The organism is Neisseria sp. HMSC70E02, from assembly GCF_001838645.1.
GTDB lineage: Bacteria > Pseudomonadota > Gammaproteobacteria > Burkholderiales > Neisseriaceae > Neisseria > Neisseria macacae.
Genome location: NZ_KV838080.1, coordinates 1 through 15,990, shown reverse-complemented (window position 1 = coordinate 15,990; position 15,990 = coordinate 1). Strand labels below are relative to the sequence as shown.

Below are 15,990 nucleotides of genomic sequence, written 5' to 3'. Positions count from 1 at the left end.
GAATGAAACACTTCGGACGGAACGCCCGCCAAACAAAAGAGATAACACACAACAGGTCGTCTGAAAACCAACGACCATCCGGAGACACAAAATGATTATTGACGTAAAAGTACCCATGCTGTCCGAAAGCGTATCCGAAGGCACGCTCTTGGAATGGAAGAAAAAAGTCGGCGAAGCCGTAGCGCGCGACGAAATCCTGATTGACATCGAAACCGACAAAGTGGTTTTGGAAGTACCTTCCCCACAAGCCGGCGTATTGGTTGAAATCATCGCCCAAAACGGCGAAACTGTTGCCGCCGAGCAAGTGTTGGCACGCATCGACACCGCTGCAACCGCTTCTGTTGATGCCCCAGCCGCCGCGCCTGCGCCTGAAGCCGCTCCCGCCGCTGCGCAAACCAATGCCGCCATGCCTGCCGCTGCGAAGCTGGCAGCTGAGACTGGTGTAGATGTGAACGCGCTGCAAGGTTCCGGCCGCGACGGTCGCGTCTTGAAAGAAGACGTGCAAAACGCCGCCGCCAAACCTGCTGCTGCACCCGCTGCTGCGCCTGCACCTGTTCCAGCGGGCGCACGTCCGGAACAACGCGTTCCGATGAGCCGCTTGCGCGCCCGTGTTGCCGAACGTCTCTTGGCTTCGCAACAGGAAAACGCGATTCTGACCACGTTCAACGAAGTCAACATGAAACCCATCATGGACTTGCGTGCGAAATACAAAGAAAAATTCGAGAAAGAACATGGCGTCAAACTCGGCTTCATGTCTTTCTTCGTCAAAGCAGCCGTTGCCGCGCTGAAAAAATATCCGGTGGTCAATGCCTCCGTTGACGGCAACGACATCGTTTATCACGGTTACTTCGACATCGGTATCGCCATCGGCAGCCCGCGCGGTTTGGTCGTACCGATTCTGCGCGATGCCGACCAAATGAGCATTGCCGACATCGAACAAGCCATCGTCGATTACGCCAAAAAAGCCAAAGACGGCAAAATCGCGCTGGAAGATTTGACCGGCGGTACGTTCAGCATCACCAACGGCGGTACGTTCGGCTCTATGATGTCCACCCCGATTATCAATCCGCCGCAATCCGCCATTTTGGGTATGCACGCGACCAAAGAGCGCGCAGTCGTGGAAAACGGTCAAGTCGTTGTCCGTCCGATGATGTATCTGGCACTCTCTTACGACCACCGCATCATCGACGGCCGCGAAGCCGTGCTGACTTTGGTTGCCATCAAAGACGCGCTGGAAGATCCGGCACGCCTGTTGTTGGATCTGTAAACGCCTCCAAAGGGATATAAAGCGGATTAAAACAAAGCAGTTTGAAATCGGGCTGCTTACCGGTTTTCAGACGACCTCGAAACGAAAAAAGGTCGTCTGAAAACGGCGGGATGTTTGAAATCTAAGGGAGAAAGTTTGTTGCTGCCATTTGCCGTGCAGAAGCAAACGGTATGAAAATCCATAGGAGTGTATCCATGAAACCCATTTCCCTGTTTCCGCTTTTGGCTGTCGTTTCCCTGCTTGGCGCGTGTGCCGCATTCGAAGGCAAGGAATATTCCGTCAACGCTTATGATGCGCGCGGCAGAATGTTGAACAAGCGTTTTGAAATGGACAGCAACAAAGCAGGCATTCCCGTTGCCCGCAGTGTTTTGTGCAAACGCTATCCGCACGCTACCGTCCGCGTTTACAACAATTTCACCGGACAGGAAGTCAGGGAGTACAGCCCGCATTCCTGCCGCCGCTGATGCGTCCGAACCAATCGGGCTGAAGTTTCAAAGGTCGAGCCTGCGGGCAGGTTTCGCACTCTGAAAAGGCAGAATAAGTTTTAATTTTGTTGAAGCCGCGTTTTCAGACGACCTCTCATGCAAAATATAGTGGATGAACTTTTGCTGAAGGTTTTCCTGCGGCAAAAATATCAAACAACAAAGGATTTTTCACATGTCTCAATACGATGTAGTAGTCATCGGCGCAGGTCCCGGCGGATACGTTGCCGCCATCCGCGCCGCCCAACTGGGTTTCAAAACCGCCTGTGTCGATGCGGGCGTCAACAAAGCAGGCGATGCGCCCGCGCTGGGCGGCACCTGCCTGAACGTCGGCTGCATTCCTTCCAAAGCCCTGTTGCAGTCGAGCGAACATTTCCACGCCGCGCAGCATGATTTTGCCGAACACGGTATCAGTGTCGGCGACATCAAATTTGACGCGGCGAAAATGATTGCGCGCAAAGACGCCATCGTAACCAAACTTACCGGCGGCGTGAAATTCCTGTTCCAAAAAAACAAAGTGACCAGCCTGTTCGGTACGGCTTCATTTGCCGGCAAAAACGGTGATGCCTACCAAATCGAAGTCGATAACAAAGGCGAAAAAACCGTTATCGAAGCCAAACACGTCATCGTAGCGACCGGTTCCGTGCCGCGTCCGCTGCCGCAGGTTGCCATCGACAATGTAAACGTATTGGACAACGAAGGCGCATTGAACCTGACCGAAGTGCCCGCCAAACTCGGCGTCATCGGTTCGGGTGTGATTGGTTTGGAAATGGGTTCTGTATGGAACCGCGTCGGTTCGCAAGTAACCATCCTTGAAGCCATGCCGACCTTCCTTGCCGCAGCCGACCAGCAAATCGCCAAAGAAGCCTTCAAATACTTCACCAAAGAGCAGGGCTTGAACATCGAACTGGGCGTGAAAATCGGCGACATCAAATCTGAAGGCAAAGGCGTGTCCGTTGCCTACCAAACTGCCGCAGGCGAAGCCAAAACCGAAGTCTTCGACAAACTCATCGTCGCCATCGGCCGTATTCCGAATACTAAAGGTCTGAACGCAGAAGCCGTCGGCTTGGAAAAAGACGAGCGCGGCTTTATCAAAGTGGACGGCGAATGCCGCACCAACCTGCCTAATGTCTGGGCAATCGGCGATGTGGTTCGCGGCCCGATGCTGGCACACAAAGCCAGCGACGAAGGCGTGGCGGTTGCCGAGCGCATTGCCGGTCAGAAACCGCATATCGACTTCAACAGCGTACCGTTCGTGATTTACACCGACCCCGAAATCGCTTGGGTCGGCAAAACCGAAGAGCAGCTCAAAGCCGAAGGCGTGGAATACAAAAAAGGCACTTCCGGCTTCGGTGCAAACGGTCGCGCGTTGGCAATGGGTAAGGCAAAAGGTACGGTCAAAGTGTTGGCAGATGCCAAAACCGACCGCATCTTGGGCGTACACATGATCGGCCCGGTTGTCAGCGAATTGGTTACCGAAGGCGTAACTGCGCTTGAATTCTTTGCCAGCAGCGAAGACATCGCCCGCATCATCCATGCCCATCCGACCTTGTCCGAAGTGGTTCACGAAGCCGCACTGGCCGCCGACAAGCGCGCTTTGCATGGCTGATGAGGTCAAGTAAAGCATAAAAGGTCGTCTGAAACTTTTTCAGACGACCTTTTCGGAAAGATGAATGTTCGGAAGCAATGTTCCGATAGGTATAGAGAGAAAATAGGGCATATCAGTTGCCATTGTTCTCTTGTCGGAATGACGATTTAAGCATTTTCTATTTGAATCTACGATAGTGGGTTAAGTTTAAATTCAGGACAAGGCGACAAAGCCGCAGACAGTACAGGTAGTACGGCAAGGCGAGGCAACGCAGTACTGGTTTAAACTTGAACCACTATATATAATCGGCGACACATTCACAGACAGCATTTGATTATGAATAAAGAAGTAATCGGTATCTTGTTCATACCGATGGGCATCATCAGCATGTGTATGGCCGCGTTGTGGCAGATGTATGTGATGATGACCGAAACTTATACGCTCAACCGTTTCAAAGACAAAGAATTGGTTTGGCGTGTGGCATTGTTGTTTATCAGTTTCAGCCTTGCCGTTTACCTGCTCTGCCCGAATTCGCGTAAAAAAGGCATCGTCTTTTTTATCCTCGGGGGCGGCGGCGCAATCATGTATCTGCTTGCGCGGATGTGGTTGCCGTTCAGCAAGTGAAACGACGATTTTCCGACCGCCGAAAGGTCGTCTGAAACGCACGGGGTTGCCATTCGGAGGCAGTCTCAGGGCATTCCACTAATCTAAAGGAGAAATCCATGAATCTACACGAGTATCAGGCTAAAGAACTGCTGGCAAGCTACGGCTTGCCCGTGCAAGGCGGTATTTTGGCGCACAACGGCGAGGAAGCCGCAGCCGCTTACGACAAACTGGGCGGAAAATTTGCCGTCGTCAAAGCCCAAGTCCACGCAGGCGGACGCGGTAAAGCGGGCGGCGTAAAAGTCGTCAAAAGCCGTGAAGAAGCCAAAGAAGTGGCGGAAAGCCTGATTGGCACCAATCTGGTTACTTATCAAACCGATGCCAACGGTCAGCCGGTCAACAGCGTTTTGGTTTGCGAAGACATGTATCCGGTGCAAACCGAGCTGTATTTGGGCGCGGTGGTCGACCGTTCTACCCGTCGCATCACATTCATGGCTTCGACCGAAGGCGGTGTGGAAATCGAAAAAGTTGCCGCCGAAACCCCTGAAAAAATCTTCAAAGTAACCGTTGACCCGCTGGTCGGCCTGCAACCCTGCCAAGCGCGTGAAGTGGCGTTCCAACTGGGCTTGAAAGACAAACAAATCAACGAATTCGTCAAACTGATGACCGGCGCGTACAAAGCGTTTGTCGAAAATGACTTCGCCTTGTTTGAAGTGAACCCGCTGGCAGTCCGCGAAAACGGCGCGCTCGCCTGCGTGGACGGCAAAATCGGTATCGACAGCAACGCGCTCTACCGCCTGCCGAAAATCGCCGAATTGCGCGACAAATCCCAAGAAAACGAACGCGAGCTGAAAGCCTCCGAATTCGACCTGAACTACGTTGCGCTGGAAGGCAACATCGGTTGTATGGTGAACGGTGCCGGTTTGGCGATGGCAACCATGGACATCATCAAACTGAAAGGCGGCCAACCTGCCAACTTCCTCGACGTAGGCGGCGGCGCAACCAAAGAGCGCGTAGTTGAAGCGTTCAAACTGATTCTCGAAGACAAATCCGTCAAAGGCGTATTGATCAACATCTTCGGCGGTATCGTTCGTTGCGACATGATTGCGGAAGCCATCGTGGCAGCCGTTAAAGAAATCAACGTTGACGTGCCTGTTGTTGTCCGTCTGGAAGGCAACAACGCCGAACTCGGCGCGAAAATCCTGAACGAATCAGGTCTGAAACTGACTTCAGCCGACGGCCTGAATGACGCAGCCGAAAAAATTGTCGCAGCCGTAAACGCCTAAGGAGAAAAGAATGAGCGTATTGATTAATAAAGACACCAAAGTATTGGTTCAAGGTTTCACCGGTAAAAACGGTACTTTCCACTCCGAACAAGCTCTGGCTTACGGCACTAAAGTCGTTGGCGGCGTTACCCCGGGCAAAGGCGGTCAAACCCACCTGAACCTGCCCGTGTTCAACACCATGAAAGAAGCGGTTAAAGAAACCGGCGCGGACGCATCCGTAATTTACGTTCCCGCTCCGTTTGTTTTGGATTCTATCGTTGAAGCCGTTGATTCCGGCGTAGGCTTGGTCGTTGTGATTACCGAAGGCGTGCCGACCCTGGACATGCTCAAAGCTAAACGTTACTTGGAAACCAATGGCAACGGCACACGTTTGGTCGGCCCTAACTGCCCGGGCGTGATTACTCCGGGCGAGTGCAAAATCGGCATTATGCCGGGCCACATCCACACTCCCGGCCGCATCGGCATCATTTCTCGTTCCGGTACATTGACTTACGAAGCCGTGGCACAAACCACCAAACTGGGTTTGGGTCAATCAACCTGTATCGGTATCGGCGGCGACCCGATTCCGGGCATGAACCAAATCGATGCGCTGAAACTCTTCCAAGAAGACCCCGATACCGACGCCATCATCATGATCGGTGAAATCGGCGGCACTGCGGAAGAAGAAGCAGCCGAATACATCCAATCCAACGTAACCAAACCTGTTGTCGGCTACATCGCAGGTGTGACCGCTCCTAAAGGCAAACGCATGGGCCACGCCGGTGCGATTATCTCCGGCGGCAAGGGTACTGCGGAAGAAAAATTCGCCGCTTTCGAAAAAGCCGGCATCGCCTACACCCGCAGCCCTGCCGAATTGGGCAGCACCATGCTGGAAGTATTGAAAGCAAAAGGCTTGGCGTAATAACGCTTAGTCGTTTTGACTGAAAAACCGAAAGGTCGTCTGAAAACTTGGAAACAGGTTTTCAGACGACCTTTTTACTTGGTTTGCCATAATCTGAGAATTTCGTTAGGCGTTTGTTTCCAGCTTTATAGTGGAATTAACATAAATCAGGACAAGGCGACGAAGCCGTAGACAGTACAGATAGTACGGAACCGATTCACTTGGTGCTTCAGCACCTTAGAGAATCGTTCTCTTTGAGCTAAGGCGAGGCGACGCCGTACTGGTTTAAAGTTAATCCACTATATCGTACAGATTGTCGCATAAGCTACATAAATTGTCGGATATTCTATACTTTGCAGTGTTATCTTTAATTTTCATTCAATATATAATCATTCTCAAAAACAAATCAATCATATCAACATCTTCCTATCTTACTTTTTCAGACGACCTTACTCATATCTGAATTCATTTCCCATTAAGGAGCAGTTATGAACAGCCTGTGGCAGCCTAACTGTTTGAGTATCGTCATCGCTTTTGCATTTTCATCCACATATGCTCAAACTGTACCCGATAAAGTCAATCTGAACGAAATTACCGTAAAGGGGGCAAGAAATACACCCGCCCAGAGTAATGGCAACTACACCGTCAAAGGCAGCACCTCGGCCACCAAGCTTGACTTGAAACTCAAAGAAACCCCGCAAAGTGTAACCGTTTTCACCCAGCAGCAGATGCAGGATCAGAATTTGCAGAACCTTGATCAGGTGCTGGAAGAAACGCCGGGTATTACCGTATTGCAGGACTCCGTTACCGGCATGGGCGAAGCCCAGTATTATTCGCGCGGCTTTCCCGTCGACAATTACCAGCTTGACGGTGTGCTGGCCAATAAATACCTGCTCGGCGGGCCGCGCTTTATTGCCGCACAGGACAGCTATCTTTACGACAGGGTGGAAATCATCCGTGGTTCGAACGGGCTGAGCACCGGAGTGGGTGATCCGGCGGCAAGCGTCAATTTTGTGCGCAAACGCCCAATGGCGAAAAGCTCGGGGGAATTGAACCTGAAATACGGTTCTTGGAACAACAAACGTGTCGAATTCGATTACGGCGGTGAGTTGAACAAATCCCAAACCCTGCGCGGCCGCGTCGTCGGAACATGGGAGAACGGCAACAGCTTTATGGACAGAATCAAACGCAAATCCCATGCCTTCTACACTGTATTCGATTGGACGCCAACCGACAAAGACAGCTTTACGTTTGGCTTCAGCCGTCAGCACCGCAACATCACCGGTGCGCCGACCAAGGGGTTGATGCGTTATTCGAAAGTTACCCAGGATTATGATTTCGAGTTGGGGGATTCCCCGACACATTGGATAGATACCCGCGACGTTCCGCCGAGCTTCAACAACGGGGCAGAATGGGCGTTTAACAAAGCCACCAGTGACAATATGTTTGCCGAATACAAACATCATTTCAACGACCATATCAAGCTACAAACCGCCTATACCCGCAGCCGTACCAAAAGCGACTTGCGTTACGGCGATATGGGGGTAAACGGCTACGCGCCGCAATTTAACGCGGCAACTTACGATTTCGGCCGCGAACGCGACAAATACGACGACAAGGCATTCGATATCCATCTGGACAGCCGTTTCAAACTTTTTGAACAGGATCAGCAGTTTATTGTCGGTTTTAGCGGCATCCGCCATACCCAGACGAGGGACGATTATAATTTCAGCAGCAGCGGCGAATTGAATGTCGATGATGCCAAGCCTACAGGTATTGCGGCCATGACGGGGGAACCGATAGACCGTAACTTCTATTTATGGCAGGCGATTCCGCTTGATTACTGGAATAACGGCAGCTATCCCATGTTGGGGTACAACCGGGCTTGGGAGAAAAAATTGGGACCGGACGGGTTGATTTCCCGTGATCATTTGGCTTCGGAACAATACGGTCCCTATTTTGCCCTGAAACTCAAGCCGGCCAAGTGGCTGACGGCGGTGATAGGCGGGCGTTGGCTGACATGGCGGGACAAAGGGGGTGGGAAATGGTCGTTTTATAAAAACAAAAACAACGTGATAACGGACGATACGGTTGAAATGCCCGACGAAGGGTACGCCCCCGATCACAATAAAAGCAGGATGTATCACGATACGGTGCGCAAATTCGTCCCGTACGGCGGCGTGATTGTAGAGCTGACGCCGACCATCAATGCCTACGCCAGCTATACCGGCATCCTGAAAACCAACAATGTCTTAAGGAACAGGCCGGCCTATGGCGAGGGCGGCGGATGGCTGCCACCGATTACCGGCAATTCCAAAGAAGTCGGCATCAAAGGCGGTTTGTGGAACGACAGGATGAATTTTGCCCTGTCTTACTTCACCATGACCCAGAAAAATTACCCCACGCTCGAACCTACCGGCTCGCGCTGTTACGAATGGAAATACGGCGGGGAAAACGGCAACGAACCGTGGTGCTTCCAAGGCGATTGGGAATACGGCACAGGCAAGGGCTATACCAGCAGGGGGTTCGACATCAATCTTGCCGGACAGATTACCCCGAAATGGCGGATGCAGGCAGGCTTTGTCAAACTGAAGATAGACAAACCTTACGACGCGCCCAACTCATCCAACGACTTGGGGGACGACATGAATCTGGAGTACGGCGGCACCTATACCGCGCCGGATAAAACCTTCAAATTCTTCACCAGCTACGACTTTACGCCCAAGCTGACGATGGGGGTGGGGATGCGCTGGGTCAGTGGCACCAAGCCCAAACCTTGGGGGCATGGTCTTTCCAACGGGCAATATTACGTTTCCGACAAACCCAAAGCCCTGTGGCAGCCTTCCTACTCGATATGGAACGTCATGGCGCGCTATAAAATCAACAAACACGCCGCACTGGCGGTCAACGTCGGCAACTTGACCAACAAACGCTATTACACCAACTCCCGCAGCAATTTCTACGGCAAGCCGCGCAATGCCTCTGTTGCCTTGAAAATTAAGTGGTAGGCTGTTTGCACGGAACTCTTCCGCCAAGAAGCAGTTTGTATGATAGAAAAGTTTTAAAGAGGCCCAAAGGTCGTCTGAAAGTTTTCAGACGACCTTTTTATCTCCCGCGTCAATCTTTACATGTTTTCAAACCACCTTTAGCCGAATTGACTTGAGAAGAAGTGTAAAGGGGTTATAATCAGTTAACAGATGAACAATCTGTTATTTTAACGGTAAGGACATCAAGGAGAAGGTAATGAAAAAACATGATTTTGAATCCCGCAAAGAAGCTTTGTTGAAAGACATTCAAGATGTAATGAACGATGTTGAAGAGCTGTACACCAAAGGTGTGGAAGCCGGTTCGGAAGAAGGTAAAAAAGCCAAAGCCAAATTGCAGGAAAAACTCGAAGCCGCTAAAGAGCGTTTGTATCGTTTTGAAGACGAAGCGGGAGAGCGCATCAGACATCATGCCGACCGCGCGCGCGAAAAATACGACGAATTTGAAGAATTGGCAGAAGAGCGTTTCAAAGAAGGCAAAAAACGCTTTGCCGAGTTTGGAGAAGAAGCGGGTGACCGCATCAAACGCGGCGCGCGCCAAGCCGATGCAGCCGTACACGACAAACCTTATTACGCAATGGGCTTTGCCGCACTGGCAGGCTTGGTCGTCGGCGTCTTGCTGAACCGCCGATAATCGGTCAAACAGGAATGCCGTCCGGACACGATTTCCCAAAGTCTTGTTCCGGCGGCGTTTGCTTATGAGGGGCGGCGAAGGTTTCAGACGACCCCAAAGCCTTCGGATTGTCCGTTTCGGAGCAATCAGGGAAATCGGAATATGGGTATCAGACAAAATATCGAACATACGAAAACGCTGCTGAATCAAGGTATTGATTTGCTTTTGCTGCGGTTGCAGATTTTGAATCTGGATTTGGCGGAGCAGGCGGAAAACGTGTTCCGCATCATCATATGGCTGGTCGTATCGGGCATATTGCTGCTGATTGCATTCATCAGCCTATTGTTCGGGCTAAACCGCGCGTTGTCGGATACCGCGGCGATATGGGTATTTTTCGGGATAACCGCCCTCAGCCTAATTGTCATTGCAATTTTGTTCGGTAAAGTGTCAAAAGACTGGCGCAGCCAAAACAACCAAATCGCGGCAACCTTGCAGGACATCCGGGCAGACATCGCCTGCCTGCGCGGTCAAGATATGCAGGAAGGAGGGGACGATGAATAAAACGGAACGCGATGAAGCACGCGAACTGCTGCAACTGGAAGCCAAACTCGTCCGACTGAGAATTGAGGCATCGTATTTGAAACAGCGCAAATTGAAGGAACAGGAAGAGCGCAAGTCGGACACGCTGATGAAGCTGCTGGATTTGGGCAACGAGCTGACGCAGACAAGCCTGCTGTATAAAACGGCAGGACTCGCCATTCCGCGCAAATACCGCTTCGGCGCACTGCTGGCAGCGTTTGCGTTGAAGGCTGCGATGAAGTAGATGGGATTAGAAAGAAGGTCGTCTGAAAGTTGGGTTTCAGACGACCTTTTTGTATTTGTGGGGTTCGTGGGTGAAGCCCACGCTATGGCTGTCGGATTTGGGACGGTTTTTATGTATTTGGATGGTTTGCGGGTACAGCCCACGCTACGGGTTGCGTGGTTGCAGTTGGAGGAGTCCCGACAGGATATTTGTTTGCCGTCATTCCCGCGCAGGCGGGAATCCACTTTTGAATTTCGGCAACTGTTTTTGAATATCTGTTTCTTAGGGTTTCCGATGGATTCCCGCCTGCGCGGGAATGACGGCTGCTGGAGGTAATTGTGGATTGGATTGGCAGCGTTTGCGTTGAAATTTGCCGAAGTGAGTGAGGTCGTGAAGAGGTCGTCTGAAAAACTAGGTTTGTGTTTCAGACGACCTTTTTGTATTTTTGGAATTCGTGGGCGAAGCCCACGCTACGGGTTGTAGCTTTGGTCGGAGAATGGAGGTATAGAGGCTTTTGTTTGCATTCGTTATATTTTTGAAATGTCGCAGTCGGTCAGGCGATGTAGGAGCGGTAGCGTGGGCTTTGCCCACGAATAATGATTGCTGGAAACATAAAAAGGTCGTCTGAAACAGTATTTTTCAGTTTCAGACGACCTTTGGTTTCAGAAAAGCATAGGGTGATACGGTATCACTATGCTTTAAACTTCAAGCCTTAACGCCAGTAGCGCCACCAAGGCATATCGTTCGGCTGCCATTGGTGTTGCAGGAATGGGCTTTGCGGGAAGTTGGTTTCCAAGACGCGGCGGGTATCGGCGGCGAGTTGGGGTTTTTCCAGTTTCTTGTAGGCAAGCTCCATCATGGCAAGGGCTTCTTCGACGTAGCGGGTGTTTTGGTAACGCTCGACGATTTTTTGGGCGCGGTTGACTGCGGCGAGGTAGGCGCCGCGTTTCATGTAGTAGCGGGCAACGGAGATTTCGTTACCGCCCAATGCGTCCACCAGTTTTGCCATGCGCTCGGTGGCGTCGGCGGCGTATTTGCTCTCCGGATAGCGTTGTACCAATTCGGCAAATGCTTGGTATGCGCTGCGGTTGGCTTTAGGGTCGCGGTCGGACCAGTCTTGGGAGGCGAGTTTGTTGAGGAAGGATTGGTCTTCGTTGAACAGAACCAAGCCTTTGAGGTAAAGCGCGTAATCCATATTCGGATGTTGCGGGTGATGGCGCTGGAAGCGGTCGATGGCGGCGAGGGCTTTTTCAGGCTCGTCGTCTTTGTAATAGGCGTATGCGGTGTCCAGCTGCGCCTGTTGCGCGTAGCGGCCGTTGGGGAAGCGGGATTCTAAAATTTCGTATAACTTGATGGCTCGCGTATAATTGCTGCTGTTCAACTCGTCATGCGCTTCGGCATAGAGTTTTTCCACGTTCCAATCTTGTGTGATTTGCGCGTCTTTATCGACCGTACCTTTATTGCTTGCACAGGCACCCAGTGCCAGACTTAACGAAACTACTAAAAGAATTTTTTTCATGCAGAATACTTCCTTTGATAATGAAGCCGATTATAGCGACGATTTAGACTTTACGTCAGCCCCCGAAGCAGAAAGTTGTGTTAATTTGACTGTTCCGCTGGAGCTTGCGGGCGGGCGGCTGGATGCAGTGTTGGCAAAGCTCATGCCTGATTATTCGCGCAGCCGCCTGACATCGTGGATTAAAGAAGGCGCGGTTATTGTAAACGATAAGCCTGCCCAACCCAAAGACAAAATGATAGGCGGGGAATCCGTCAGCGTAACGGTACGTCCGAGCGAAGAGAATCTCGCGTTCAAACCCGAAGCGATGGATTTGGATATTGTGTACGAAGACGATACCGTCATCGTCGTCAACAAACCCGCCGGACTGGTCGTCCACCCCGCCGCAGGCAACTGGACGGGGACGCTGCTTAACGGCCTGCTGGCGCATTGTCCCGAATTGAGCCAAATTCCGCGCGCGGGCATCGTCCACAGGCTAGACAAAGAAACCAGCGGCCTGATGGTGGTCGCCAAAACCCTGCCCGCACAAAATTCCCTCGTGCAACAGCTTCAAGAGCGCACGGTCAAACGCATTTACCGCGCCGTCGCCAACGGCATCGTTCCCTTTGACGGCAAAATCGAAACCCAAATCGGACGCGATCCGCACAACCGCCTGAAAATGGCAGTCGTCAAATTCGGCGGCAAGCCTGCCGTTACCCACGTCAAAGTGTTGGAACGCTATCTCGCCCACAGTTACATCGAATGCTCGCTCGAAACAGGCAGGACGCACCAAATCCGCGTCCATATGCGCGAAGCCAACCACCCGCTTGCTGCCGACCCCGTTTACGGCAACCTGCGCCATCCGTGCAGTGAACCGGTGAAAGAAGCCGTCAAAAGTCTGGGCGCGCGTCAGGCTTTGCACGCCTACCGCTTAAGTTTCGTCCATCCGAAAACCGGCGAAACCGTTTCCTTCGAAGCCCCGATTCCCGACGATATGTATCACTTGCTCTCCGTCCTGCGCCTCGAAGCAGGCTTGGATTCGTCTTTGAGCAACGAAGAAGAATGGCAGGACAAACTCGGCACGGATGACGACGAGGATTGGAACGAAGACGATTACGATGTCGAAGTGGTTTATGTGAGGGATTAAGATGTCTTCTTCAGATTTGGTAAATCTTGCACAAATGGACGGCGAAATGCAGTGGCTGGCGGGTTACGGCAATTTGACATCTGAAAAAACATATCGACTTCCCACTAAAGCTGCCATCGTTTACATGATTGCGCTGCCCGTATGGTTGGGTACGCGGAACATGGAAGATATGGAGATTCTGAACATAGGCTCCGGTGTCTTCATGCTGTCATTTCTTTTGATAATGATTTTGTCCTTCCCGTATGTGTTTCTATCATCCAAAAAAAGAGCATTGGAAAAATTACAGGATAAGTCTTGGCAATACGACCCTGTCAAACGAGTCCTGACGCATTGGGAAGGCAGCGAAATCGTTATGGAATATCCTCTTTCTGAAAATGACCACTTATCGGCAATCAGATGGAGAGGCGATCTCTATGGAGAATTTTTTACGCTGGAATATCGCCGTCCATATCCCGCACCATACGTTCGAATTTTGACTTTTATTTATAGCAAGCCGTCAGACAAAAAAGATTTCGCGGCTGCCGCACAAAATATTGCCAAGCAGATGAATCTGCCTTTAGATGAAAACGGTTTGTACAACTAGTCTGATCAGACTTTTCATACCAATATCGCATTCAATATATCGAGAAGTCGATTTAAAACGAGTAGCTTAGGAGATGATGATGAGTCATAAGGAGCAAGTTTGGCGAGATGCTTTTAGATTAGACGATTTATCTGAAATTGACGGGAATTTTTTATTGGCAATTGCTGCTGCAAAAAAAGAATTTGATGGTTATTCGCAAGGTAAATGGGATCTGAAAAACTATATTATTTGGTTAAATATTTCCGAAAATGGAGAATTTGCCAATATCGGCTTTATACCCAAAATAGATGAAATGGTGGGCGGGATATTTTTTGAAATTCCTTATAGAGGACTATATAAATATGGTCGGGGTTATGAGTTTTATTACCGACTGGAAGATACGGAATTATTGGAAGTAGTGGGGATGCGTTAATACGCAACTGTATTATTTAAATGACCTTGATTACTTCCTAAGGCAGATGGGAATATTCAGGCGATACGTTTAAAAAAAGCTTACTTGCCATACTGAATGGTCAATTTAAAGTAGAGGATTTAGGTGCCGGCATGAGTTATCAGGAAAAGTTTGGAGAGATGCTTTTATATCTGATTATTTATTTAGATTAGATGGAAGTTTGTTATTGGCAATGGTTGCGGCTAAAAAAGAATTTGATCGTTATTTGCAGAATCAATCGGATTTGAGGAACTATACCATTTGGTTCAATATTTCCGAGAATAAAGAATTTGCCTGTATCAGTTTCCTGCCCAATCAAGGAGAAGATAAGCATGGTCGGGGTTATGACCTTTATTACCGATTGGAAAACACAGAATTATTGGAAGTCGTAGAGATGCGTTAATACGAAGCTGACAGACACATTCCTTTCAAACCTTTCCTTACTTAGATAAAAACATGAAAACCATCACAGAAACCTTAAACCTCGCCCCGCAAGGCAAAAATTTCCTGACTGCCGACTGGCCTGCGCCCTCCAACGTGAAAACCCTGATTACCACCCGCAACGGCGGCGTGAGCCAAGGCGTGTATCAAAGTTTGAACCTCGGTTCGCACGTCGGCGATGATCCTGATGCCGTGCGCCGCAACCGTGAAATCGTGCAGGAACAGGTTGGGCTGCCTGTTGCCTACCTCAATCAAATCCACAGCACCATCGTCGTCAACGTTGCCGACGCATTGGGCAACACGCCCGACGCAGACGCTTCGGTGGACAACACAGGCAAAGCCGCCTGCGCTGCGATGACTGCCGACTGCCTGCCTGTCTTGTTCTGCGATAAAGCCGGTACGGTCGTCGCTGCCGCACACGCCGGCTGGCGCGGTTTGGCGGGCGGCGTGCTGCAAAACACCATAGCCGCAATGAATGTCGCGCCCGTCGAAATCATGGCATATCTCGGCCCTGCCATCGGCGCGGACGCGTTTGAAGTCGGACAAGACGTGTTCGACGCATTTTGTGCACCCATGCCCGAAGCGGCGGATGCATTCGAAGACATCGGCGGCGGTAAATATCTTGCCGACATCTACGCACTGGCGCGTTTGGTTCTGCGCCGCGAAGGGGTGGACATGATCTACGGCGGCACACACTGCACCGTCCTGGAGCGCGACACTTTCTTCTCTTACCGCCGTGACGGACAAACCGGCCGCATGGTCAGCCTGATTTGGTTGGCGGAATAATGCGCGGTAAACCGTGTATCCGATATTTGACTGAAAAAAGCCGTTGTTAAGCGTATCGGTTCCAATATCGTTAAGGTCGTCTGAAAATATCGGTTTCCTCAATTTCAGGAACGGTTTTCAGACGACCTTTGTTCGTTGTATCCTTTAGATTATAGTGGAATTAACATAAATCAGGACAAGGCGACGAAGCCGTAGACAGTACAGATAGTACGGAACCGATTCACTTGGTGCTTCAGCACCTTAGAGAATCGTTCTCTTTGAGCTAAGGAGAGGTAACGCCGTACTGGTTTAAAGTTAATCCACTATAAATCAGGCAGTATTTGTCATTGCATGTGACGCTATTGAGGTCGTCTGAAAACAAGGAAACCGTATGTTTGATTTGCACCGTGCTTTAACTGCTGACGGTATTGCGATATGCCGTCCTGCCGACTATGTTTCGGGTAAGAAGGCGTCGCTTGAAGATTATTGCCGTGATGTGATTGCACTTTTGACCGACTATCCGCCCGCCCGTTTTTATAGTCAATTAAAATCAAAATAGGACAG

General features: G+C 50.7%; 15 protein-coding genes and 1 pseudogene. 15 read left to right on the top strand and 1 reads right to left on the bottom strand.

Annotation, left to right across the window (positions count from 1 at the left end; all coding sequences use genetic code 11):
• Nucleotides 1–91 precede the first annotated feature (91 nt).
• The 10 genes and pseudogenes from odhB to HMPREF3277_RS03965 all read left to right on the top strand — a co-directional run bounded on the left by odhB (nt 92) and on the right by HMPREF3277_RS03965 (nt 10,586).
• The gene (odhB, locus tag HMPREF3277_RS04010; protein ID WP_070870111.1) at nt 92–1,267 is read left to right on the top strand and encodes a 2-oxoglutarate dehydrogenase complex dihydrolipoyllysine-residue succinyltransferase; all 1,176 of its coding nucleotides are present in this window, start codon (nt 92–94) and stop codon (nt 1,265–1,267) included.
• A 194-nt stretch (nt 1,268–1,461) separates the two neighbouring features.
• Entirely contained in the window at nt 1,462–1,731 is a 270-nt protein-coding gene (locus tag HMPREF3277_RS04005) for a hypothetical protein (RefSeq protein WP_009312043.1), read from the top strand.
• Nucleotides 1,732–1,924: 193 nt separating this feature from the next.
• Nucleotides 1,925–3,358, top strand: coding sequence for a dihydrolipoyl dehydrogenase (lpdA, locus tag HMPREF3277_RS04000; protein WP_016687976.1), 1,434 nt, complete (start codon nt 1,925–1,927; stop codon nt 3,356–3,358).
• Between the two features lie 315 nt (nt 3,359–3,673).
• The gene (locus HMPREF3277_RS03995; RefSeq protein ID WP_003755543.1) at nt 3,674–3,961 is read left to right on the top strand and encodes a hypothetical protein; all 288 of its coding nucleotides are present in this window, start codon (nt 3,674–3,676) and stop codon (nt 3,959–3,961) included.
• Between the two features lie 95 nt (nt 3,962–4,056).
• A pseudogene (sucC, locus tag HMPREF3277_RS03990) lies at nt 4,057–5,226 on the top strand (ADP-forming succinate--CoA ligase subunit beta); the annotation flags it as partial.
• A gap of 10 nt (nt 5,227–5,236) precedes the next feature.
• A complete protein-coding gene (gene sucD / locus HMPREF3277_RS03985; RefSeq protein WP_003745608.1) occupies nt 5,237–6,127 on the top strand; it encodes a succinate--CoA ligase subunit alpha in 891 nt (296 codons plus the stop codon).
• A gap of 467 nt (nt 6,128–6,594) precedes the next feature.
• Nucleotides 6,595–9,114: a TonB-dependent siderophore receptor gene (locus HMPREF3277_RS03980; protein ID WP_070870110.1), complete on the top strand. Its 2,520-nt coding sequence runs from the start codon at nt 6,595–6,597 to the stop codon at nt 9,112–9,114.
• A gap of 235 nt (nt 9,115–9,349) precedes the next feature.
• On the top strand, nt 9,350–9,784 hold the full coding sequence (locus HMPREF3277_RS03975) for an ElaB/YgaM/YqjD family protein (protein WP_003764337.1): 435 nt from the start codon (nt 9,350–9,352) through the stop codon (nt 9,782–9,784).
• Nucleotides 9,785–9,925: 141 nt separating this feature from the next.
• Nucleotides 9,926–10,324, top strand: a complete 399-nt coding sequence (locus HMPREF3277_RS03970) for a phage holin family protein (RefSeq protein WP_009312038.1) — start codon at nt 9,926–9,928, stop codon at nt 10,322–10,324.
• Entirely contained in the window at nt 10,317–10,586 is a 270-nt protein-coding gene (locus HMPREF3277_RS03965) for a hypothetical protein (RefSeq protein WP_003755528.1), read from the top strand. Before HMPREF3277_RS03970 ends, HMPREF3277_RS03965 begins: the two co-directional genes overlap by 8 nt.
• A gap of 691 nt (nt 10,587–11,277) precedes the next feature.
• On the opposite strand, the gene HMPREF3277_RS03955 is transcribed toward HMPREF3277_RS03965, so the two are convergent.
• Nucleotides 11,278–12,084 carry an outer membrane protein assembly factor BamD gene (locus HMPREF3277_RS03955; protein WP_070773265.1) on the bottom strand — a complete coding sequence of 269 codons (807 nt, stop codon included), beginning with the start codon at nt 12,082–12,084 and terminating at the stop codon, nt 11,278–11,280.
• Here HMPREF3277_RS03955 and rluD point away from each other — a divergent pair.
• The 5 genes from rluD (at nt 12,083) to HMPREF3277_RS14870 (ending at nt 15,985) form a co-directional block, all read left to right on the top strand.
• Nucleotides 12,083–13,207 (top strand): 23S rRNA pseudouridine(1911/1915/1917) synthase RluD, encoded by a 1,125-nt coding sequence (gene rluD, locus HMPREF3277_RS03950; RefSeq protein WP_070870108.1) that lies wholly within the window; start codon nt 12,083–12,085, stop codon nt 13,205–13,207. The two genes, HMPREF3277_RS03955 and rluD, sit on opposite strands and share 2 nt — an antisense overlap.
• Before the next feature lies 1 nt (nt 13,208).
• Complete coding sequence (locus HMPREF3277_RS03945) at nt 13,209–13,790, top strand: hypothetical protein (protein ID WP_070870107.1); 582 nt, start codon at nt 13,209–13,211, stop codon at nt 13,788–13,790.
• 79 nt (nt 13,791–13,869) lie between these two features.
• Entirely contained in the window at nt 13,870–14,202 is a 333-nt protein-coding gene (locus HMPREF3277_RS03940) for a hypothetical protein (RefSeq protein ID WP_040667900.1), read from the top strand.
• Nucleotides 14,203–14,676: 474 nt separating this feature from the next.
• The gene (gene pgeF / locus HMPREF3277_RS03935) at nt 14,677–15,447 is read left to right on the top strand and encodes a peptidoglycan editing factor PgeF (RefSeq protein WP_070870106.1); all 771 of its coding nucleotides are present in this window, start codon (nt 14,677–14,679) and stop codon (nt 15,445–15,447) included.
• A gap of 370 nt (nt 15,448–15,817) precedes the next feature.
• On the top strand, nt 15,818–15,985 hold the full coding sequence (locus HMPREF3277_RS14870) for a hypothetical protein (RefSeq protein ID WP_168168247.1): 168 nt from the start codon (nt 15,818–15,820) through the stop codon (nt 15,983–15,985).
• Nucleotides 15,986–15,990: the final 5 nt, after the last annotated feature.